Origin of the sequence: Corynebacterium sp. MSK195 (assembly GCF_030228885.1) — a bacterium.
Lineage (GTDB): Bacteria > Actinomycetota > Actinomycetes > Mycobacteriales > Mycobacteriaceae > Corynebacterium.
The window spans coordinates 254,537-276,245 of the sequence record NZ_JASPGT010000003.1 but is presented as its reverse complement, the minus strand read 5'-3'; the positions used below and the strand labels follow the sequence as shown (position 1 = coordinate 276,245).

The 21,709-nt window shown below is 61.7% G+C and carries 22 protein-coding genes; 12 read left to right on the top strand and 10 right to left on the bottom strand.

The genetic code is table 11. From position 1 onward, the window contains the following. Nucleotides 1-13 precede the first annotated feature (13 nt). Both QP909_RS04825 and zupT read left to right on the top strand, forming a co-directional pair. Nucleotides 14-1,951, top strand: coding sequence for a BCCT family transporter (locus QP909_RS04825; RefSeq protein WP_284766357.1), 1,938 nt, complete (start codon nucleotides 14-16; stop codon nucleotides 1,949-1,951). 34 nt (nucleotides 1,952-1,985) lie between these two features. Further along, the gene (gene zupT / locus QP909_RS04820) at nucleotides 1,986-2,783 is read left to right on the top strand and encodes a zinc transporter ZupT (RefSeq protein WP_049377962.1); all 798 of its coding nucleotides are present in this window, start codon (nucleotides 1,986-1,988) and stop codon (nucleotides 2,781-2,783) included. A gap of 28 nt (nucleotides 2,784-2,811) precedes the next feature. On the opposite strand, the gene QP909_RS04815 is transcribed toward zupT, so the two are convergent. Genes QP909_RS04815 through QP909_RS04805 form a run of 3 tightly spaced genes read right to left on the bottom strand, consistent with a single transcriptional unit; the run spans nucleotide 2,812 to nucleotide 5,028 of the window. Beyond that, nucleotides 2,812-3,759 (bottom strand): DUF808 domain-containing protein, encoded by a 948-nt coding sequence (locus QP909_RS04815; RefSeq protein ID WP_284766356.1) that lies wholly within the window; start codon nucleotides 3,757-3,759, stop codon nucleotides 2,812-2,814. 3 nt (nucleotides 3,760-3,762) lie between these two features. Continuing rightward, nucleotides 3,763-4,299 carry a ribonuclease FAU-1 family protein gene (locus QP909_RS04810; protein WP_005323560.1) on the bottom strand — a complete coding sequence of 179 codons (537 nt, stop codon included), beginning with the start codon at nucleotides 4,297-4,299 and terminating at the stop codon, nucleotides 3,763-3,765. Continuing rightward, the gene (locus QP909_RS04805) at nucleotides 4,300-5,028 is read right to left on the bottom strand and encodes an Rv1157c family protein (protein WP_284766355.1); all 729 of its coding nucleotides are present in this window, start codon (nucleotides 5,026-5,028) and stop codon (nucleotides 4,300-4,302) included. It abuts the gene before it with no gap. A gap of 273 nt (nucleotides 5,029-5,301) precedes the next feature. On the opposite strand from QP909_RS04805, the gene typA reads away from it, so the two are divergent. Further along, nucleotides 5,302-7,212 carry a translational GTPase TypA gene (gene typA, locus QP909_RS04800; protein WP_284766354.1) on the top strand — a complete coding sequence of 637 codons (1,911 nt, stop codon included), beginning with the start codon at nucleotides 5,302-5,304 and terminating at the stop codon, nucleotides 7,210-7,212. Between the two features lie 11 nt (nucleotides 7,213-7,223). Here the strand turns inward: typA and QP909_RS04795 are convergent, their stop codons facing one another. Further along, a complete protein-coding gene (locus QP909_RS04795; protein WP_284766353.1) occupies nucleotides 7,224-7,886 on the bottom strand; it encodes a GOLPH3/VPS74 family protein in 663 nt (220 codons plus the stop codon). Nucleotides 7,887-7,975: 89 nt separating this feature from the next. Between QP909_RS04795 and QP909_RS04790 the strand changes: the two genes are divergently transcribed. From QP909_RS04790 to QP909_RS04760, 7 genes are read left to right on the top strand one after another with little or no spacing between them, the layout of a single operon-like run. Then, nucleotides 7,976-9,607 (top strand): ABC transporter family substrate-binding protein, encoded by a 1,632-nt coding sequence (locus tag QP909_RS04790; RefSeq protein ID WP_284766352.1) that lies wholly within the window; start codon nucleotides 7,976-7,978, stop codon nucleotides 9,605-9,607. After that, nucleotides 9,597-10,466 (top strand): PIG-L family deacetylase, encoded by an 870-nt coding sequence (locus tag QP909_RS04785; RefSeq protein ID WP_284766351.1) that lies wholly within the window; start codon nucleotides 9,597-9,599, stop codon nucleotides 10,464-10,466. Before QP909_RS04790 ends, QP909_RS04785 begins: the two co-directional genes overlap by 11 nt. Then, a complete protein-coding gene (locus QP909_RS04780; protein ID WP_284766350.1) occupies nucleotides 10,466-10,843 on the top strand; it encodes a hypothetical protein in 378 nt (125 codons plus the stop codon). Before QP909_RS04785 ends, QP909_RS04780 begins: the two co-directional genes overlap by 1 nt. Before the next feature lie 53 nt (nucleotides 10,844-10,896). Further along, entirely contained in the window at nucleotides 10,897-11,220 is a 324-nt protein-coding gene (fdxA, locus tag QP909_RS04775) for a ferredoxin (RefSeq protein WP_005327491.1), read from the top strand. A gap of 3 nt (nucleotides 11,221-11,223) precedes the next feature. Beyond that, complete coding sequence (dapC, locus tag QP909_RS04770) at nucleotides 11,224-12,312, top strand: succinyldiaminopimelate transaminase (protein ID WP_284766349.1); 1,089 nt, start codon at nucleotides 11,224-11,226, stop codon at nucleotides 12,310-12,312. Then, entirely contained in the window at nucleotides 12,269-13,144 is an 876-nt protein-coding gene (locus tag QP909_RS04765) for a pseudouridine synthase (protein WP_284766348.1), read from the top strand. Before dapC ends, QP909_RS04765 begins: the two co-directional genes overlap by 44 nt. Nucleotides 13,145-13,174: 30 nt before the next feature. Then, complete coding sequence (locus tag QP909_RS04760) at nucleotides 13,175-13,738, top strand: GtrA family protein (RefSeq protein WP_284766347.1); 564 nt, start codon at nucleotides 13,175-13,177, stop codon at nucleotides 13,736-13,738. A 314-nt stretch (nucleotides 13,739-14,052) separates the two neighbouring features. On the opposite strand, the gene QP909_RS04755 is transcribed toward QP909_RS04760, so the two are convergent. The 6 genes from QP909_RS04755 to QP909_RS04730 all read right to left on the bottom strand — a co-directional run bounded on the left by QP909_RS04755 (nucleotide 14,053) and on the right by QP909_RS04730 (nucleotide 19,750). Continuing rightward, nucleotides 14,053-14,535, bottom strand: coding sequence for a transcriptional regulator (locus QP909_RS04755; protein WP_284766346.1), 483 nt, complete (start codon nucleotides 14,533-14,535; stop codon nucleotides 14,053-14,055). Beyond that, complete coding sequence (locus QP909_RS04750) at nucleotides 14,528-14,737, bottom strand: helix-turn-helix transcriptional regulator (RefSeq protein ID WP_049377975.1); 210 nt, start codon at nucleotides 14,735-14,737, stop codon at nucleotides 14,528-14,530. The genes QP909_RS04755 and QP909_RS04750 overlap by 8 nt, the downstream gene beginning before the upstream one ends. Nucleotides 14,738-14,791: 54 nt before the next feature. Beyond that, the gene (locus QP909_RS04745) at nucleotides 14,792-15,652 is read right to left on the bottom strand and encodes a DUF559 domain-containing protein (protein WP_284766345.1); all 861 of its coding nucleotides are present in this window, start codon (nucleotides 15,650-15,652) and stop codon (nucleotides 14,792-14,794) included. A gap of 319 nt (nucleotides 15,653-15,971) precedes the next feature. Then, on the bottom strand, nucleotides 15,972-17,303 hold the full coding sequence (locus QP909_RS04740; protein ID WP_350309216.1) for an amino acid permease: 1,332 nt from the start codon (nucleotides 17,301-17,303) through the stop codon (nucleotides 15,972-15,974). Between the two features lie 99 nt (nucleotides 17,304-17,402). Next, the gene (gene dapD / locus QP909_RS04735; RefSeq protein ID WP_284766343.1) at nucleotides 17,403-18,374 is read right to left on the bottom strand and encodes a 2,3,4,5-tetrahydropyridine-2,6-dicarboxylate N-succinyltransferase; all 972 of its coding nucleotides are present in this window, start codon (nucleotides 18,372-18,374) and stop codon (nucleotides 17,403-17,405) included. Nucleotides 18,375-18,391: 17 nt separating this feature from the next. Then, nucleotides 18,392-19,750, bottom strand: a complete 1,359-nt coding sequence (locus tag QP909_RS04730) for an amino acid permease (protein WP_284766342.1) — start codon at nucleotides 19,748-19,750, stop codon at nucleotides 18,392-18,394. A gap of 89 nt (nucleotides 19,751-19,839) precedes the next feature. On the opposite strand from QP909_RS04730, the gene dapE reads away from it, so the two are divergent. Further along, nucleotides 19,840-20,928 (top strand): succinyl-diaminopimelate desuccinylase, encoded by a 1,089-nt coding sequence (gene dapE, locus QP909_RS04725; protein ID WP_225747151.1) that lies wholly within the window; start codon nucleotides 19,840-19,842, stop codon nucleotides 20,926-20,928. A gap of 3 nt (nucleotides 20,929-20,931) precedes the next feature. Then, nucleotides 20,932-21,696 carry an LOG family protein gene (locus QP909_RS04720; protein WP_284766341.1) on the top strand — a complete coding sequence of 255 codons (765 nt, stop codon included), beginning with the start codon at nucleotides 20,932-20,934 and terminating at the stop codon, nucleotides 21,694-21,696. Nucleotides 21,697-21,709 lie beyond the last annotated feature (13 nt).

Below are 21,709 nucleotides of genomic sequence, written 5' to 3'. Positions count from 1 at the left end.
CTCATCCCGCCCTGTGCGTGGGGTGAATAATTCGGAGGAAAGCAAAAAGCGCACCCGCAATGCCAAGCGCATCTTAAAGGACATTATGTACCCGCATAATATCCACCCTGCGCTGGTGCCGGGCGTCTCCATTGAGGACCAGAAGGTCAAGTATGGCGTGGATAAACCGATCCTCTTTGTGGTCGGCGGACTGGTCGTCGCCTTCGTAATCTGGGGTGTGATTGCGCCCGAGCAGGTCTTCGATGCTTCTTCGACAGCGCTCGATTGGGTGATGCGTAACTTGGGCTGGATCTTTACCGCCCTGGCGACGTTCCTGATGTTTTTGCTCATCATCTTGGCTTTTTCGAAGTACGGCAAGATTCCTCTTGGCCTGGATGGGGAGAAGCCGGAATTTTCCACGGTGAGCTGGGCCGCGATGCTCTTTGGTGCCGGCATTGGCATCGGCATCATCTTCTTTGGCCCCTTCGAGCCGCTGAGCTACTACCTTTCGCCGCGCCCTGGTGCCTATGAGGCTGCGAGCGATGAAGCGGTGCTGGGCGCCATGGCGCAGGCAGCCATGCACTGGGGCTTTAATGCCTGGGCAATTTACGCCATCGTGGGCCTGTGCGTGGCCTACGTGTCCTTCCGCCGCGGCCGCGTGCCGCTGATGAGTTCCATCCTGATGCCGCTCTTTGGCAATCGCTCCACTGACTCCCTGCCCGCGCGCATCATCGATGGCCTAGCCATTATTGCTACGCTCTTTGGCACCGCCGCCACGCTGGGCATCGGTGCGCTGCAGATCGGCCGCGGCGTGGAATTGGTCAGCGGCTGGTCCACCACCGGCAATGCTGCGGCGCTGGTGATCATCGTGGTGCTGTCCATCGGAACTATCTTCTCCGCAGTCTCCGGCGTGGCCAAGGGCATTCGGTGGCTCTCCAATATCAACCTGGTGCTGGCCATGGCGCTGGCCTTGTTCTTCTTCGTCGTGGGGCCGACCGCCTTCTTGGCCAATATGCTGCCGGCCGTAGTGATTGAATATCTCGATGAAATGCCACAGATGCTCTCGGCCAACATGGGCGAGGGGGAAGACATGGTTGCCTTCCTGTCCTCCTGGACCACCTTCTACTGGGCCTGGTGGGTATCTTGGTCGCCGTTTGTGGGTGTTTTCGTAGCCAAGATTTCCCGCGGGCGTACCATCCGCCAGTTCGTGCTTGGCGTGCTGCTTATTCCCTCCGCCATCATTGTTGCCGCTTTTACCATCCTGGGCGGCACCACCATTTGGCTGCAGCGCCGCGATGGCGATATCGCCCCAGATGGCACCATTGATTCCATGCCGGCGGCAGAAGACATCTTTTTCAAGGTCTTGGATCACTTCCCAGGAGCGGAGTGGATGGCGCCCATCGTCATCATCATGCTGGTGGTCTTCTTCATTACCACGGCTGACTCCGCATCCATTGTGAACTCGCAGCTCACCCAGCGCGGCAACCCCAAGCCCAACCCGGCAGTAACGGTCTTTTGGGTGGTATGTATGGCTGGCATTGCCGTGGTCATTTTGCTTGCCGGCGGCCGCAATGCGCTGCAGGGCCTGCAGAACCTTATTACGGTGACGGCCCTGCCTTTCGCGGTCATCATCGTGCTCATGTGCATCGCGTTGGTGCGCGAGCTGCGCCATGATCCTGCCTCCATCCGTCATTTCTACGAGGACGAAGCTGTCTCTAATGCAATCGTCCGCGGCGTGCGCGATTATGGCGATAACTTTGCCCTGTCTATCGAGCCGACGGACGGCGACTACGCAACGGGCGCGCACTTTAACTCCACTGCAGCAGAGGTGACCGATTGGTACGCGCGCACGGACGAAGAGGGCCGCGCCGTGGGCTATGACTATGAGGCAGGCGAGTATGTGGACAACGATCCATCTATCAAGAATGGCGAGTTCATCTCTCCGGTACCGGAAGATAAGGAAGAAAATTAATACTTGACAATTATTGGCTGGTAGGGTGCCAGCTATGACTTTTAGTACCTTTGCCTTTGCCTTCGCCTTGGTGCTGCTGTCGGGTCTATCGACCTCGATTGGCGGCGCTTTGGCGGTGGGAAGGCGCCAGCCGGGGCCGGCTTTTATGGCCGCTGCACTGGGGCTTTCGGCCGGCGTGATGCTGTATGTCTCCTTTATGGAGATCCTGCCGGAAGGCATTGCGCAGCTTTCCGACGCCCTCGGCGAGGAAACCACCGGCACCTGGGCCGCCGTCGGGGCGTTCTTTGCTGGCATCGCCGTCATCGCCATCATTGACCGGCTCGTGCCGGAGGAGATTAACCCCCATGAGCCGGCCACCACGGCCGAAGAAGCCCGCCGCAAAAAGCTAATGAAAACCGGCGTATTTACCGCCTGCGCGCTGGGCCTGCACAATTTCCCCGAGGGGTTTGCCACCTTCCTATCCGGCCTGGATTCTAAGGAAGTTGCGGTGCCGGTGGCGGTGGCCATCGCCATTCACAATATCCCGGAAGGCATTGCGGTGGCTGTTCCGCTGCGCGAGGCCACTGGCTCCCGCAAGAAGGCCTTTTGGTGGGCCACCTTGTCTGGCCTGGCCGAGCCGCTCGGCGCGCTCATCGGCTTCGGCCTTCTCTTGCCGGTTATTGGGCCAGCGACGATGGGCATTAGCTTCGCCGCCATCGCCGGCATTATGGTCTTTATCTCGCTGGATGAGCTATTGCCCACCGCTGAGGAGACCGGCGAGCACCATCACGCTATCTACGGCTTGATTGCCGGCATGGCCGTGATGGCGGTTTCGCTGATGCTATTTATGTAGCCCGGCTATGCAGCCGGGCTACGGCGTTTTAAGCCTCCGCCGGTTGGGCGGAGGTGGCCGAGGTCTTGCCAAAGGAGGCCTTGACCGCCATCACGATGGTGGCAACGACTACGCCAAGCACCAGGCCGCAGACCATGGAGATACCGGTATCTGCCAGCCACGCCAGGGCACCGTTGGAAATATTTTCGGTCACGGAGGCAATGAACTCGTGTGGCTGATCCATACCGAATTCGTGCAGGCCCTTGACCACGATATGGCCGCCGACCCACAGCATAGCGGCGGTACCGATGACGCCGATGATATCGAGTACGATCGGCATGCCCTTGACCAGAGCGGTGCCGATGGTGGAGTTGCCATTGTGGCGCTTATTGAGGGCTAAGCCGATATCATCCATCTTGACCAAGAGGCCAACGGCGCCGTAGACACCCAGGGTCAGCATGATGCCGACGAAGATGAGGGCACCGAGGCGCATCCAGAATGGCTCGTTGATGACCTCATTCAAGGAAATGACCATGATCTCAGCAGACAAGATGAGGTCGGTGGTGATAGCAGACTTAACTAGGCTGTCCTCGGCCTCGGCGCCCTTTTCCTGGACTGGCTCGGTCTCCTTTTCCCGGTGGGGGAGAACGTGGTGCAAGATCTTCTCCGCACCTTCAAAGCACAAGAAAGTACCGCCGCACATCAGGATGGGGGTGAGCGCCCACGGCGCAATCCAGGAGAGGATCATGGCGATGGGCAAGATGATAACGAGCTTATTGATGAGCGAGCCCTTGGTAATGCGCCAGATCATCGGCAGCTCGCGCTGCGGCTTAATTCCCTCCACGTATTGTGGGGTTACGGCAGCATCGTCGACTACCACACCTGCGGCCTTCACGGAGGTCTTACCCGCAAGGGCGGCCACATCGTCAACGCTAGAGGCAGCGGAGCGGGCGATCAGGGCGACGTCGTCAAGCAGGGCAAAAAGGCCACCGGCCATAAATTATCCTTCTGGGGTTAAGGTGATGTTATCGGACCACGTTAAGTGTATCCCCTGATGCGCCAGCCAAGCCATCGCATCATCACCGCTGCGAGTAATGCCCTCGACCGCGGCAAGTGTGGTGTCGATCGCCTTCTCGGCGTCCTCGGCGGAAATCAAACCGGCGGAGGTAGCGGCAGAGAGTTCATCAATATCGAGCACGGAGATGGGCTCGCCGCGCGTGGCAACCAGATCCACATAAAGGTCGCGGGTGGTCCACACCGCGCCATCGCGCTGGATTTCGGCCACATCAATATAAAAGTCCTGGTGGACGTCTACACCAGGGCGGAAATGGAAGATATTGGCGCGCAGGTTGAGATCGGGCAGCAGCCACGATTCCAGGTAGCCAAAGCGCGGGTGATCGGCGCCGCGAGCCATGTAGAGGCCGAAATCCGTCTCGGTGTACGTGTCGACCTCGCGCAGGAAACCCTTGGGGTCGGTATTGGTGTACTCGGCGGTATTAAAGGTCTCGCGCTTGACCGGATGGAGATCCGCCGGCATCTATTTCACCTCAAGGAAGGCGGCGGTGGGGGCAAAATTGCAGCGGGATTCCTGGGTGTTCACGCCGCCAGAAAGCAGTGCGATGACGGTGCCCTTGCCAGTCTGGGCGGTGCCGGACAAGGTGGTAGGGCCGTCTTGATTGATGCCGTTGTTATTCAGTGGGGTGACGCCGCTGCGCAGAGTGTCAAGGTTGAACCACTGCACGTTCATCCCGCCTTGTTCGCGCGCGGCCGGTGGGGTGCCGAGGGCGGTGAAGAGGAAGACGGTTTCGCCAGGCTTTGCTCCCGGTGCTGGCATTTCGGTGGGGCCAGGAACGGCGATTGCCGAGCCCATGGCATCGCTGGTGCCGCCGATGCAGTGTGCGGAGACCGTGGGCCAGTAGAACTGGCGGAAGTTCGGGTTATTGCCCTCTGGCATGGCTACGCCGCCCTTGCCATTGCCGCCGCCGGCGAAGAACGCGAGGCCCGACAAGATGGCGTTGCGAACATCCTCGGGAATCCACGGTTGTGCCGCAAAAGCGCGGATGCGGTCTTGGGTTTCCTGGTTGGGGCGGCCGAGCTCGTCCAGCGGGCTATGCGAGGATGCCTGCTGCACCAAGGAAGAAAGATCCGGTGCGGAAGCCTGCGCTGGGGCGACGAGGGGGGAGGTGAGGCCAATGAGCGCGGCCGTGGCAGCGGCGATATAACCGGTACGGCCGGACAGGCGCCAAGTGGTGCGGGCGTGGCTCACGTTATCAATTCCTTGGGTGCGGTCTCGGGAAGGGGTTAAACCCCAGTTGTCACATTTGTAACAATATTACCTACAGTAACGATAGTGATGGCTGGGGGAGTGTCAAGTGCACTGGCAACCTATAAGATTTTTCGCCCGTCCCATACGGTGCGTTACGGGGTAAAGCCATCCCCAATGCTGCACTTGGCCCTTTAAGGGGGTATCGTGGGAGCTCGTTCAAGATCAATTTCGCGCGCGCAAGCGCTGTAGATCCTCCGAAGGAGAACCCCACTAGTGAGTAATACCGAGTTCCGTAATGTTGCCATCGTCGCGCACGTTGACCATGGCAAGACCACCCTGGTCAACGGCATGCTGGAGCAGTCCGGCGCCTTTGGTGACCATGGTGAACACACGGACCGCGTCATGGACTCCAATGATCAGGAGCGCGAGCGCGGCATTACCATTCTGGCCAAGAACACGGCTATTCACCGTAAGGGCCTGGGCAAGGACGGCCAGGACCTGATCATTAACGTCATCGACACCCCGGGCCACGCCGACTTCGGTGGCGAGGTTGAGCGCGGTATTTCCATGGTGGATGGCGTTGTCTTGCTCGTTGATGCCTCCGAGGGCCCGCTGCCGCAGACCCGCTTCGTGCTCACCAAGGCACTGGAAGCCAAGCTGCCGGTTATCATCTGCGTGAACAAGACTGACCGTCCGGATGCCCGCATCGACGAGGTTGTCTCCGAGTCCCAGGACCTGCTGCTGGAAATCGCCGCCGGCCTGGAGGACGAGGAAGCTGCGGCCGCCGCCGAGGAGCTGCTGGACCTGCCGGTTCTCTACGCTTCGGGCCGCGCCGGCGTTGCCTCCACCGAGAACCCAGGCGATGGCAACGTCCCTGAGGGCGAGGATCTGCAGCCGCTTTTCGACGTCATCTATAACGTCCTCCCAGAGCCTTCCGCTACCGTCGACGCCCCGCTGCAGGCGCACGTGACCAACCTGGACGCCTCCGACTTCCTGGGCCGAATCGCGCTGCTGCGCATCTACGCCGGCCGCATCAAGAAGGGCCAGCAGGTGGCCTGGATCCATTACGATGAGGATGGCAACCAGCACACCAAGACCGTGAAGGTCGCTGAGCTGCTGCGCACCGTCGGCTTCGAGCGTCAGCCGGCTGAGGAAGCCATCGCCGGTGACATCGTGGCGATTTCCGGCATTTCTGACGTCATGATTGGTGACACCATCGCCGATCCGGAGCACCCTGAGGCCCTGCCGCGCATCACCGTGGACGAGCCGGCCATCTCCATGACCATCGGCGTTAATACCTCCCCGATGGCAGGCCAGGGCGGCGGCGATAAGCTCACCGCACGTATGGTCAAGGCCCGTCTGGAGCAGGAACTTATCGGTAACGTGTCCCTGCGCGTGCTGCCTACCGAGCGTCCCGATGCTTGGGAGGTCCAGGGCCGTGGCGAGATGGCGCTGTCCGTGCTCATCGAGTCCATGCGTCGCGAGGGCTTTGAGCTGACCATCGGCAAGCCGCAGGTTGTGACCAAGGAGATCGACGGCAAGACCTACGAGCCATACGAGATCCTCACCATTGACGCCCCGTCCGAGCACCAGGGTGCTATCACCCAGCTGCTGGCCTCCCGCAAGGGCCAGATGCAGGCCATGGACGTGCGCGAGGGCGACTGGGTACGCATGATCTTCCGTGTTCCTGCCCGCGGCCTCATCGGCTTCCGCACCCAGTTCATGACGGAGACCCGCGGTGCCGGCATCGCAAACTCCATTTCTGACGGCCTGGATGTCTGGGCCGGCGAGATCAAGTCCCGCCCAACCGGTTCCCTGGTGGCTGACCGCACCGGCCAGATCACCCAGTACGCGCTGATGCAGCTGGCTGACCGCGGCAACTTCTTCGTCGAGCCGGGTGCCGAGGCTTATGAGGGCATGGTCGTTGGTGCCAATAACCGCGATGAGGATATTGACATCAACATCACCAAGGAAAAGAAGCTGACCAATATGCGCTCCGCCACCGCGGATGCCACGGTCACCCTTGCTAAGGCACACACCCTTTCCCTGGAAGAGGCGCTGGAGTTCTGTGGCAACGACGAGTGCGTCGAGGTCGCCCCGGACGTCCTGCGCGTGCGCAAGGTTGAGCTTTCCGCTACCGACCGCAAGCGTGCCGCCGCCCGCGCGAAGCAGATGAATAAGTAGTAAGCCGCACCCTAGGTGGTGGTGATTGCCGCTGACGTGGCCACCATCGCCGCAACCGCTGCCGCCTCCTCAACTACGGCCTTGACCGCAGAGGAGGCGGTTTTGTCGTACTCGACCTCTTCTTTGATCTCCTGAATGCGTGCCCGCATCTCGCGGCGCTTCATTCCCTCCGCATCGTTTTTCAGCAGGGTATAGGCGCCGCTGACCTCGCGGAGGATATCTAGGATGATGACGTCATTGACCGCGGCTGGGCGCTGCGCCTCCAGGACTGCAACCAACCGTTCGCGCAGTTCCTTTTCCAGCTCTAGGTCCGTCATGATGTAGCGGTCGCCGCTTATCTGCCACCACTTGGCCTTTTCCACATCGAGCTGTCCATTCGCGTGGAAATCCAAGGCGATGATTTCCCGCGGGGTAAACCACGAGGCTTCCAAAAGACTCTGCATGCGGGTGGCCTTGTGTTGCTGCAGCTCCTCCCAGGCCCAAGCCAACACGGGGTGCTCTGGGCGCTGTGGAGTGGTCTCTACCTTCTTTTTCTCACCGAGCTCTACGTGCCCGCCCAGCAGCAGGTCCGCGAGTACGGTGGCGCGCAGGGCGGCCTCATTATTGGATACCCAGTCTTCCTTCTTGCCGTTGTCCTTGGTTAGTAGAAGGAACATTTCTTGGCAGATGAGCATTGGGGTCTCCTTAATAGTTGCGGTCTGTGGCCAAGTCTAGCGCCAAAAATCTTCGTTTCGGCGGGGTAGAGGGACTAAAGTAGTCCGCGATGAAAAAGAATCCGGCTTCACCAAGGCGCGCGGCGTCGGCAATTGCAGCGGTACTCAGCACCGCCAGCCTTGCAATACTTAGCGCCTGCGCAGCTAACCCCGGCCCACCACCGGTGGTGGAGGACAATGCCTCCGCGCTGCAAGAAGATCAGACCACGACCACGGCTACCCCGGAAGAAGAGCAGCCACAGGATGCCGACTCCGCCAAGCGCCCCACCATCTCAGTGGGTGTGGACCCTCTGCGCGCGGGATTGAACCCGCACTTGGTGGCCAATAACTCCGAGCTGGTGGATCAAATTGCCGAGCTGGTTTTGCCCTCAGCGTTTCACAACGGGCAAAGGGACGCCGATATCCTCGAATCCGCCTCTGAGGTCACCGCGCCTAAGGGCGTGGCGCAGCGGGTGCGCTACGTCATTGCCTCGCCCGCACAATGGTCCGATGGCACCCCCATTTCCGGCGCGGACTTTAGCTACCTGTGGAAGCAGATGACCACCACCGCTGGTGTGCGCGATCCCGCCGGCTACCACGCCATATCGGCCGTCAATACCTCCGATGGTGGCCGCGTAGTCACCGTGGACTTTTCCCAGAAGGTGAAAGATTGGCACCTGCTTTTCCATAATTTGCTGCCTTCCCACCTGCTGCAGGACGATAACTTTGGCTCTGCCTTAGCCGATAAGATTCCGGCATCGGCCGGGCGCTTCCTCGTCGACAGCGTGGACCGCGGCCGCGGAGTCATTACCTTGAACCGGAACGACCGCTTCTGGGGTGCTAATCCGGCCCAGGTGGACGTCATTCAGCTGCGCGAGGTACGCGATAGCACCCAGGCGCTCAATATGCTGCGCTCCGGGCAGATTGGTTTCGCGGACTTTACCCCGGATCAAACCTCACAGGAGGCACTGGGTCTTTTAGGGCATGTTTCCGATAAGACACTGACCCGCCCGCGCCAACTGCGCCTGCACATGTCCACCGCGGATGGAGCGCTGGAAGAAAGGGCAGCGCGCCGCGGATTGGCCTCGCTGATTGATACGGACCAGGTCGCGCGCTTGGCCACCGGCCGCGCTTCCAACCTTGAACCGGGGAATAACCCTATTAGTAAGGACACGGATCTCACTGCGCTGCGCACCCGCGCTAGTAAGAAGCCGATTCGCTTTGCGGTAGACCCCACCAGCCCGACCGCCTTGGCCGCGGCCAATACGCTTTATGACGTCCTCGAAGCCCACGGGATCGCTGCCGAGGTGGTGTCCGAGCGCCTGACCACGATCACCTCCAAGCTCCTGCCCGAAGGCGAGGTGGATGCGGTAGTGACCTGGGAGGATATCTCACTGAACTCGGTGTCCGCGGCGAATATCTTCAGCTGCGATGACAAACAGCCGCTCGCCGGCGACCTGTCCGGAATCTGTCCGGAGAACGCGGATGAGATTCGCGAGGAGATTTTGTCCGGCGCCATGAGCCCGAAGGAAGCGCTCGCCCGCATTCGCGATGTGAACTCTAAGGAGGCCCTCTACGTGCCTTTGGTGGATGAGACGCGTATCCACGCGCTCGGGGAGGGTATTGTAGGCCCCGGCCAAAGCATTGATGATTGGGACGAAGGTCTTATCACCGCGCCCCGCTGGAGGATAGATGAAGACTAAGGACTTAACCGGCTACCGCGTGGTGGCAGTGCACGCCCACCCGGATGATGAAACCCTCTTTATGGGTGGCACCCTGGCCACTCTAGCCGCACGCGGCGCCGAAGTTTCCGTCATTACGCTTACCTTGGGCGAGGACGGCGAGGTCATCGGCGAGCCTTACCAAGGCCTGGCCGATCATGATCAGCTCGGCGGGTTCCGCGCCCGCGAATTGGCCAATGCCCTCGATGCGCTGGGCGTCAAGGGAGTTCAATTGGGCGGATTCGGGCATTTCCGCGATTCCGGCATGGTGGGTTCTCCCTCGCACGAAAACCCCCGTGCGTTGGTCAATCGCATCGAGGAGGCCGCCGAGTTTCTCAGCGACGAGCTCGAAGCCATCCACCCCCACGCCATCCTCACCTACGGGCCCGATGGCGGATACGGGCACCCCGACCACATTGCGGTGCATAAGGCGGTGATGAAGGCGGCGTCGCCAAGCACGCGCATTTGGTACGGCATTTTTGAACGCGCCGCCAACTATGCCGGCCTGGACACCCTGGATGCGCCGGCTGGGTGGACCAAGCCCAGCCAGGAGTACCTAGACAATTTCACCAACGAGGGCGCCGATGTCACCGTCGCTCTTTCCGACGCCGCCCTTGACGCCAAGCGCTGCGCCATGCGCGCCCACGCCTCCCAAATCTGGGTGGCCGATGGCTCCACCACCCGCACCAACCCCGAGGCCGCAGTGGCCGCGCTGCACGAACCCGAGCAGGTGCCCGGGGCCTATGGACTATCCAATCTGCTGGTCATGCCCCTGCTGCGCGCCGAGTACTTCCAGCTGGGACAGGGCGAGCCGGCCGATGACCTGCTGGGCGGCCTGTAATGCGCACGGATTTTAGCCGCGGCGAGCAAGTCACCGGCCTAGTGTGGCTGGCCATCGGCGCGTTGCTATCGGTCTTCCTCGAGGTCATCTACCTCACCGCGCGCATCCCGCTATCCAACGGCGCGAGCGTGGCCTTTCCCATCACCATCCTGCTTGCGTGGTGGTTCAACTCCGTGCTCACCCGCACCGCCCGGCTATGGAGCCCCGCGCCGATGGTCGGCGCCATCCCGCTCATCGTCTGGAGCCTGGGCTTTTTCGCCTTCATGCTCCTCGTACCGATGACAGGTGACATGCTCTTGGCCAATAATATTCTCAGCCTGCTCCTGCTTTTGGCCGGGATAGGCGGGGGCGTTTGGCCATTTTTCAAGCAGAAGTGACATACTGTTAAACATCCCAAATCCGAGAAATCAGGAAGCTTCAAGGAATCTCCATGACTTATACGATCGCACAGCCTTGCGTTGACGTAATGGACCGCGGCTGCGTTGAGGAATGCCCTGTTGACTGCATCTACGAGGGCAAGCGCATGCTCTACATCCACCCAGATGAGTGCGTGGACTGCGGCGCCTGCGAGCCGGCTTGCCCGGTGGAGGCCATCTTCTACGAGGACGACGTTCCCGATGAGTGGCTGGACTACAACGACGCCAACGCAGCCTTCTTCGATGACCTGGGCTCCCCAGGCGGCGCGGCGGCCCTCGGCCCACAGGACTTTGACGTCCCGATGATTGCCGCGCTTCCGCCACAGAATCAGGAGTAAGACATGGCACGCACACCGCTAGGAAAGACGCTTCCAGACTTCCCCTGGGATTCGCTGGCTGGCGCCAAGAAGAAAGCCCAGGCCCACCCGGGTGGAATCGTTGACCTCTCGGTGGGCAACCCCGTTGACCCTGTATCCCCAGGCGTGCAGCTTGCGTTGACCGCAGCCGCGCAGAACTCTGGTTACCCGCAGACCGCCGGCACCCCGGAGCTGCGCGAGGCCATCGCCGCCGCGCTCACCCGCCGCTATAACATGCAGGTAGACCGCGTCCTACCGGTGGTCGGCACCAAAGAGGCCATCGCTTGGCTGCCCACGCTTCTGGGCATGCGCGGCGAGACCGTGGCCTTCCCGTCGGTGGCCTATCCCACCTACGAGGTGGGCGCCCTGCTCGCCGGTGCTAAGCCGTTGCGCGCGGATTCCGATTTCCAGGATGCCTCCCTGGTCTTTTTGAACTCGCCGTCCAATCCCACCGGCCGCGTCCTCGGCGTGGAGGAACTGCGCCGCATCGTGGTGTGGGCGCGGGAGACCGGCGCCATCATCGCCTCCGATGAGTGCTATATGAGCCTGGGCTGGAACGACCATAATCCGCCGGTGTCCATCCTTGATCCGCGCGTGACCGATGGAGATAACACAGGGCTCATCGCCATGCATTCGTTGTCTAAGACCGCGAATATGGCCTCCTACCGCGCCGGCTTCTTCGCGGGCGATAACGAGCTCATCGCCGAGCTGCTCCAGCTGCGCAAGCACGCCGGCCTCATCGTTCCAGGTCCCATCCAGGCCGCCATGGTCGCCGCGCTAAACGATGACGACACCGAGGCCCTCCAGCGCAACCGCTACGCCTCCCGCCGTGCGGTGCTCATGCACGCGCTTGTCGACGCCGGCTTTACCATCGATCACTCCGATGCCGGCATGTATTTGTGGGCCACCCGCGGCGAGAATTGCCGCGATACCATCGACTGGCTTGCTGAGCGGGGCATCCTCGCGGCTCCGGGTGACTTTTACGGCCCAGCCGGCGAGAAGCACGTGCGCATCGGCCTCAATGGCACCGATGAGCGCATCGATGCCGCCGTCGACCGCCTCGCCGGTGCCTAATTCCGGCAGGCCTCCCAGCCGCGCGGGCATTTCGCCGCGCAAAACGGTCCTGCGCGGCCGCGTGCCCGAGGAAGGGGAGTACTTCGCCGCCCGTGCCGGCGATTCCCCGTTTCCACCCGGCACCGCGCTGCCGCCCGGCGCCGTGCTCCCGCACCCCGTGCCGGCGTGGTACCACCCCTCCGTTCCTCCGGAGCGCCCGATTCCTTTCGACTACTCCGTGGTCCACGTCGACCGCGACCTCATCGTGGCCGATAAGCCGCACTTCCTCCCCACGACCACCAACGGCCGACTCCAGCGCGAAACGCTGCAGACCCGCCTGCGCGTGGATTTTGGCGAAGACGACATCGTACCCCTGCACCGCCTAGATCGCCTGACCGCTGGCCTCGTCATCTGCTCCCGCAATCCCGAAACCCGCGCCGCCTACCAGCGCATCTTCCTGGAGGGGAGTGCGGTGAAGAGGTATCGGGGCGTCGTCAAGCAGCCGCTTTTCGTAGACCGGGAAATCACCCTGCGCATGCACAAACCCCGCGGGTCGCGCCAGGTGCTCGTCGCCCCTGACGGCACGCCCACCTCTACGTATGTGCGCGCCGCCGGCCGGGAGGTGACCATGTGGCCGCGTACCGGCCATACCCACCAACTGCGAGTGCTGCTCAATTACCGCGGCCACCCGCTGCTCGGCGATGATACCTATCCCACCCCGCGCGCTCTCGACCTCTATGACTTCCGAACCCCGCTCGCCCTGCTCCACGAGGCTATAACTTTTATAGATCCTCTATCACATTCCGAGCGTCAATTTTTCAGTTCCCAGGCCTTAAGAACTACAATCGAGTAGTTATTAAATCACTGGCTAGAAAGGCGGCCCATGGCAGACCTCAGCGTCGCGCGCTTTGTGTCCAATTTTGGGCAGTTTCTCAAATTCGGCATCGTCGGCGGTTCCGGTACCGCGGTTAACCTCATTACCTCGGTCCTAGCGAAGAAGTGGGGCTGGGCATGCTTCGAAGCGATGCCCAATGACCCGCTGGTCAACCTCTTCGGAACCCAATTTCACCTGCGCTGGTTCATGCTGTATTCCACCATCGCTTTCTTGGTCGCGAATACGTGGAACTACCAACTGAACCGCATGTGGACCTTCAAATCAGTGTCTAAAGTGTCCTGGATTCGCGGATTCTTCCCCTTCTTGCTTGCCGGTATTGGTGCCTTCTTGGTATCAATTGCGATTCAGCACCTGCTGATGAATCCCACCTCTTCGCTGCATCTGCCGGCCGATATATTGGATGATTCCACCGGCCTGCGCACTATGTATTACTGGGCAAATGCGATCTCCATCATCGTCGCGATGCCCATTAACTTCGTTATTAACAAGCTGTGGACCTTCCGCTCCAAGCCGAAGACGCCTCAGGTCGTCCACGAAACTGAGCCTGCCTAGCTAGGGCCCGGGCCGGCCTCACTCGCCTCGCTCCGACCCGCCCCATCGCTCCTTGGCCCTCGACCCCATCGCCCTCCGCGCTCACCAGCGCACGGCGATGGGGCTTTTTCTTGCTGCCGGTGAGCGGGAAGGGGGCGTCGGCAAGCAAAGCGCCCGTCGCAGTCACCGGTATGTCTTCGACGACGGTGAGTGGGCCTCTCGGTGAGCGCGAGGGGGCGGTACCTCCCCACGCGCTCACTGGGGCAGAAAAACGCGAGAACCCGCCGTCCGCGGTGAGCGCGAAGGGCGGGTGGAGGGAAGGGGCGGGAGGGGGATTAGTCTTCGAGCTCGGCATCGAGGCGAGCCTGGTCGCGGCGGTGCTGGCGGCGACGAATGAAGGGGGTGAGGATGAGTACGGCGATGACACCGACGGCGGCGCCGAGGAGGTAAGAGGCGGGGCTGTGGCCGTCGGCAGGCGCGTAGGCGTTATAGGCAATGCCGGTGAACATGGCAATGAGCGGGATGAAGTAGACGGCCATTGCCGTCCAGTTGCGGCTCACTAGCGGGGTGGCGACGCGCTTGCGCATCCAAGCTGTGCCGATGGAATTGCCGAGGATGGATGGTACGAGCGCGAGGAAGCACAGCATACTCATTTGGCCAGGGAGTACCCAGGCGAGGATCGCGGCGACGATGAGCTCGAGGAATGGGATCGGGGTCATGCCGATTGCGCAGGCTTTATAGAGCGTGTCGCGTTCGAATTCATCGCGAGTGGCGCGCTCAATTTCATTGAGGGTGTAGTTGGCGATGGCGTTAATCATGTTGTTCGGCTCCAAAGATTTCTTCGACGGATTTACCTAGTTCGTGGCAAATGTCCAGTGCGAGGTGCACGGAAGGGGAGTAATTGCCCCGTTCGATATTGGCGATGGTCTGGCGGGAGACGCCGGCTTTTTCGGCGAGTTCGGCTTGGGATAATTCGAGCCAGCGGCGCCATTTGCGGACCATGTTGGGGTGGTCGGCCATCTGGACTCCTTTACTGTGTGTCTTGCTTACATGTCCTACTGTAAAGGATAGTTGTCATTGGGGCAAATGACTTACACACAGATGCCACTTCCAATAAGGCTGAGCTGCTGAGGTCGGAAGCTCAGGGTTGCGGCCTTTTAGCACGTCAAGAGTGGCTTTGATAAGTAGGATGGCTTCGCTGAGGTGGTAGTTGATGTCGTCGGCAGTAAAGCGCAAAACCGTATATCCGTGGGCGACGGCCGCGTTTTGTTTGGACCGGTCAGCTTGAAAGGTCACGCTGTGTTTGTGGTATTCCCAGCCATCGACTTCTACAAGGAGCCTTCCAATCCTGAGATCAAAGCGGTACCCCGCAATGAGAGCATTGTGTTCTGGGAGAATGCCTTCAGTGCGCAGCTTTCTGCTTAAAGTGCGCTCCGGTGGGCTATCCGCTCCAATCGCAGCGTGCCGAATCGTCTCCTTTAGGGACCTCGGGACGCGCCGCATTCGCCGACGGTCCGTTTTTAGACGGCCGGGGCCGTGTTTCCCTCGGTAGTGTTCTTCCAAAAGAGGCCTGCAGGCTCGCGAAATCCTTCGCGCGGCCCACAACGGTTGCACCACCGGAAGGCCGTTGACATTGTGCGTGGCTTGAAGTCGCGAGTGCGAAACGCGAAAGTTCTTACCCTTCAGAGTTCGCGGTCCCTCCGCTTCCAGAGGAAACGTCAGCTGCCGGCCGAGGTAAATCTCCTGCGCCGTCTTACCCGTGAAATGGATGCGGCTGAGCCCATGCGCCAGCGCCCGCGCCACCGCCCAGGGCGTCCATTCATCGGTATAAATCCCCCTGTGCACGCGAAAGAGCTTCCCCTCGCGAACCTTGCGACGAATCGCATCCTTGCTCAAACCTTGGCCGCGCAGTTCCGCGGTAGTCCATTCCCCCATGGGGCTTAACCTAAGCGGTCGTGTTGAGCTGTAGCTATGCGCGTCGCGGCATCCTGTGGATAACCCTGGGGTTGGGGGCGATTTTCCGCTGCGTGGTCTGGATAGCTGTGGATAACTTCCCTTCGCGCTCACCGGCGGCCCCGGGTTGCCCTGATTTGTGCTCCCCGTGAGCGCGACGGGAGGGGCGTGGGCAGAGCTCGCCGTAGGCGCTCACCAGGTGACGAAAAAGAGAGACCCCGCCTCGTGCCGGTGAGCGCGAAGGGCGGAGAGTGGCGAAGGGGGCGGGGAGTGGCCGAGGCGAGTCCTCTGGGATAAGGGGCTAGGTGAGGGGCAGCGTCGAGGTCGGGTTGATGCCGCGAACTTTGGAATTGATGACGCCGGCGATGGCGAGCACCGCGAACATGGCGGCGGCGGAGAGGAGTTGGGTGCGGGCGGTGGCGTCGGTAAGCATGAGCACCGCGATAGCTGCAAAGAGGGCGAGGGCGAACCAGGTGAGGTAGGGGAAGGCCCACATGCGGATGGGGAGGGGATGGAGGGCCTCGAGTTGGCGGCGCAGGCGCAGCTGGCTGACGGCGATGAAAACCCAGACGATGAGCAGGGAGGCGCCGGCGGCGTTGAGCATGAAAGTAAGGAGCCAGCCGGTATCGGCGTAGTTGAGCACGACCATGACGGCCGAGAGGAGGACGGATAGGCCGATGGCGGTGGTAGGAACGCCGTCCTTATTGGTGGTGGTGAAGATGCGCGGGGCCTCGCCGCGGGAGGCTAGGGAGTGCATCATGCGGGAGGAGGCGTAGATCTGAGAGTTGAAGGCGGAGAGTAGCGCGAGGACGATGACGACTTCCATGATGCCGGCCGCGCCCGGGATGCCGGCGCGTTCGAGGACCATGGTGAAGGGGGATTCCGCGGCCGTGGAGGCACCGCCCAGGATGGAATAGGGCAGGAGGAACGTGATGACGAGGACGGAGCCCAGGTAGAACACGGAGATGCGCAAGATGGTAGAGCGTACGGCGTTTACCAGGGACTTCTCTGGGTCCTCGGATTCGGCAGAGGCGATGGCAACCACCTCGATGCCGCCGAAGGCGAAGGCTACTGCGAGCAGGCCGGCCGCGACGCCGCCGAGACCGTTGGGCATAAAGCCGTCCTCTAGGAAGACGGAGGTGCCGATGAAGGAATGGCCGGGCAGGAGGCCCATGATGAGCAGCGCGCCGATGATGAGGAAGGCCACGATGACAACGACCTTGATGAGCGCGAACCAGTACTCAAATTCGCCGAAGCTGCGCACGCGCAGCAGGTTGACGATGCCGAAGAGGACCACGCACATGGCGGCGGGGATCCACGGCGAGACGTTGAACCAAGAGCCAATGAAGCCGGCCGCGCCGGTGATTTCGGCGCCGAGCACGGCGACGGTGGCTAGCCAATAGATCCAGCCCTGGGTAAAGCCCGCCCAGCGGCCGATGCCGTGTTCGGCGTATTCGGAAAAGGAGCCGGAGGCGGGGATAACGGTGCCCATCTCGCCCAGCATCTGCATCACCAAAATGGCCAGAAAGCCAGCGATGACGTAGGCAAGGAGCACGGCGGGACCGGCGGCGGAAATGCCGACGCCGGTGCCCAAGAAAAGCCCGGCACCGATGGTGGAGCCTAGCCCCATCATGGTCAGGTGGCGGACCTTCAGGCCAGAACCGAGGGTGGAGGAGTTATCAGTCACCCCTCCATCTTATTTTGCCCGATTGGGCGATAGGAATCGGGGGTGTTAATTCTTGTGCAGCTCGTCGTTGAGCGCGACGGCCTCGGCCTTCCACTCCACGGCCTCAACCGCACCGGAGACGGAGTTGCGGCGCAGCAGCATGCCGGAGGCACCGGAGAGCTGAGAACCCTTGACGTTCTCGCCATTGTCGACGCCCAGTGCTTCCGCGACCTTGCCAAAGACGGCTACCTTGGTGCCGGCGGTGACGTAGAGGCCGGCTTCGACCACGGCGTCGTCGCCAAGCGAAATGCCAATGCCGGAGTTGGCGCCGAGGAGGCAGCGCTCGCCGATGGAGATGACCTCCTTGCCGCCGCCGGATAGGGTGCCCATGATGGACGCGCCGCCGCCGATATCGGAGCCATCGCCCACGACAACGCCCGCGGAGATGCGGCCCTCCACCATGGAGGCGCCCAGGGTGCCGGCGTTGAAGTTGACGAAGCCCTCGTGCATGACGGTGGTGCCCTCAGCCAAGTGGGCGCCCAGGCGCACGCGGTCTGCGTCACCAATGCGGACGCCGGACGGCACAACGTAGTCCACCATGCGGGGGAACTTGTCCACGGAGTAGACAACGACCGGGCCGCGGGAGGCCAAGCGGCCGCGCACCATCTGGAAATCGGACACAGCGCACGGACCGTAGTTGGTCCAGACCACATTATTGAGGTGGCCGAAGATGCCATCCATATTCAGGCCGTGCGGCTTGACCGCGCGGTGGGAGAGGAGGTGCAGGCGCAGGTAAGCATCGTAGGTATCGACGGGGGCGTCATCCAGATCCTTGATGGAGGTCTCGACGGCAACGCGGGCCACGCCACGCTCCTCGTCTGGGCCTGCCAGCGCGGAGAACTGCTGGGGTACCTCCTCCAAGCGCTTGGTTTCGGTGGTCTCTACGTTCTTATCGGTGTGTACGGCCGGAAACCATACGTCCAAGACGGTGCCGTCATGGGTAATGGTTGCTAGGCCGCGTGCGGATGCAGAAGTCATGCCCGCTAGCTTAGCAACTACTTCCGCGCCCCCGCGCGCTGGCCGGTGGGAAGCACGAAGGACAAGATGACGAGCACCGCGGCGAGGATGAGCACCGAGATGACCTGGTTGCGCGCGGCCGGATCAAAGAGCATCAGCAGGGTCAGCCCGGCCAGGGCGGCGGCCGTGATCCAGGGCAGCCAGGGGAAGCCAGGCACATGGATTTCTGTCAGCTCGCCGTTCTTGCGCAGCACGGGGTGCAACTTGATAAAGGACGCGACGATGAAGGCCCAGATGACTAGCAGGCACCCTCCGACCGCGTTGAAGAGGAATGCCAGAAGCCCCGGCGGGTTCCAGAACTGCAGGCCCACCGAAGCGAAGGCGAAGACCATGGACAAGATGACTGCGTTGATGGGGGATCCGGCGCGGTTTTGCTTGAGGAAGAATCCCGGGGCGCAGTGGTCCTTGGCCATATCAAAGACCAAGCGAGAGGTGGCGTAAATCTGCGCGTTGAAGGCAGACAGCAGTGCTAGGGCGATAATCGCTTCCATGAAGCCGGCCGCGAAGGGAATCTTGGCGGCCGCTAGCACCAGGGTGAAGGGGGAATCGGCCGCGACATCGGCGTCCTGGATGGAGCTAAACGGCAGCGCCATGGTGATCACCACGATGGAGCCGATGTAAAAAATCATGATGCGCACGATGATGGCGCGCACCGCGGTGGCGACGTTGTGCGCCGGGTCCTCGGACTCGGCCGCCGCGATGGTCACCAGCTCGATGCCGCCAAAGGCAAAGGCGACGGCCAGCAATCCGGCGGCGAATCCAGGCATGCCATTGGGCAGGAAATTATCGGTGAAGCTGCTACCGGCCAAGGAGACATCCATGCCCGGCAGGATGCCCAGCGCCATAAGTGCGCCGATGACGAGGAAGGCGACGATGACTCCGACCTTGATGATGGCAAACCAGAACTCGAACTCACCAAAACCGCCCACGGCCGCGAAGTTGACCACCGCGAAGAAGGCCACAGCAATAAACGCTGGAATCCACGGGGCAATATCGAACCAGTTGGAAATGATGGCGGCCGCGCCGGTGATTTCGGCACCCATGACCATGATCAGCATGAACCAGTAAATCCACCCCATGGTAAAGCGCGCCCAGTGACCGAAGGCCTGGCCGGCGTAGGTAGAAAATGACCCCAAAGAGGGGCGGGCGGCGGCCATCTCACCAAGCATCCACATCACCAGTGCGATGAGCGCGCCGGCCACGGCATAGGAGATGAGCACGGAGGTGCCGGAAATCTGGATGCCGAGGCCGACGCCGAGGAAAAGACCGGCGCCTACGGCAGAGCCAAGGCCCATCATCGTGAGATGACGGGATTTCAATTGAGTGGCTTCGGCCATTGTTATCACCTTAGGGAGGACGAATTATTTGCAGTGAAGTGAACTTTACACAATGCGGTGAGCTGCGCGGAGCGCTAGCATGGCGCTTTGTGACTTTAGATCTATATGCAGACCCCATCGAACTAACCAAGGCGCTCGTGGATATTCCGAGCCCCTCCCACCATGAGGAGGCCATCGCAGACGCCATCGAAGAAGCGCTGCGCGGATTGGACGTCGAGGTTGCCCGCTACGGAAATACCGTGTGCGCCCGCACGAACCGCGGACTAGATTCCCGCGTGGTGCTCGCCGGCCACATCGATACCGTTCCGTTGGCAGAAAATGTACCGCATCACATGGAAACCTCTGAAGACGGGGTGGAGATTATGTGGGGCTGTGGCACTGTGGACATGAAGTCCGGCATGGCCGTCTACCTCAATGCTTTTGCCCAGCTGCACGAAGCGGACGAGCTCAAGCATGACCTCACCGTCATCGCCTACGAGGGCGAAGAAGTAGCCACTGAATTTAATGGTTTGGGCCACCTGCAAAAAGACCACCCGGAGTGGCTCGAGGGCGACTTCGCGCTGCTGGGCGAGCCCTCCGGTGCCATGGTGGAGGCCGGTTGCCAGGGCTCCATCCGCCTGCGCGTTACCGCCCATGGCACCCGCGCGCACTCGGCCCGCGCCTGGCTCGGCTCCAACGCAGCGCACAAGCTTGCGCCCATTATGAGCCGCATCGCTACCTATGAGTCCCGCGATGTCACCATCGATGGCTGCACCTACCGCGAGGGCCTCAACATCGTCCACCTCGAGTCCGGCGTGGCCACCAATACGCTGCCGGATGAGGCATGGATGTTTGTAAACTTCCGCTTCGCGCCGGACCGCACGAGCGACGAGGCGCTGGACTACATGAAGTCCATTATCGGCGAGGAAGAAGACGTCACCATCGAGATCGATGACATCGCACCGGCCGCCCAGCCCGGTTTGGGCCAGCCAGCGGCCAAGGCGCTTATCGACGCCGTTGGGGGCAACGTCCGCGCCAAGTACGGCTGGACCGACGTCGCCCGCTTCTCCGAAATGGGCACCCCGGCCGTAAACTTTGGTGCCGGCGACCCCGGGTTCGCGCACAAGAAGGACGAGCAGGTCCCCACCGCGCAGATCACCGAAGTATCCACCGCCCTCTTGAACTACCTGAAGGGATAGACCATGACCCCTGAGCAGATGCGCACCCTGCGCGGCCCGATGCTGCTGCGCACCGAAGGCGAGCAGGCCTCCACCTTTGACCAACGGCTCTTGGAGTCCGGCGCGGACCATGAGTGGCAGCACGCCGATCCATGGCGCGTCTTGCGCATCCAAGGCGAGTTCGTCGCTGGTTTCGATGCGCTTTCCAAGCTGCCGAAGGCCGTTACCGTCTTCGGCTCCGCCCGCACCACGCCGGAAGATGCGAGCTACCAGTTGGGCGTCGAGGTCGGCCGCAAGCTGGCCGAGCACAACTATGCCGTCATCACTGGCGGCGGCCCCGGCATCATGGAGGCAGCCAACCGCGGCGCCCATGAGGCCGGCGGGCTCTCCGTGGGCTTGGGCATCGAGCTTCCCCACGAACAGGGGCTTAACGAGTATGTGGATCTGGGCCTGAATTTCCGCTACTTCTTTGCCCGCAAGACCATGTTCTTGAAGTACTCGCAGGCCTTCATGTGCCTGCCTGGTGGCATGGGCACGATGGATGAGTTCTTCGAGGTCATGTGCATGGTGCAGACCGGAAAGGTAACCAATTACCCCATCGTGCTCATGGGCACCGAGTATTGGTCCGGCCTGCTGGAATGGATGGACAAGACCCTGGCAGCCAGCGGCTATATCAACGAGGGCGACCGGGAGCTTTTCCTGCTTACCGACGACCCCGATGAGGCCCTCTCCCACATTATCCAGCGCCACCAAGTCATGAGCGATAAGCGCATCAGGGAGCCGCGTTGAGCCTCGCGCGTGT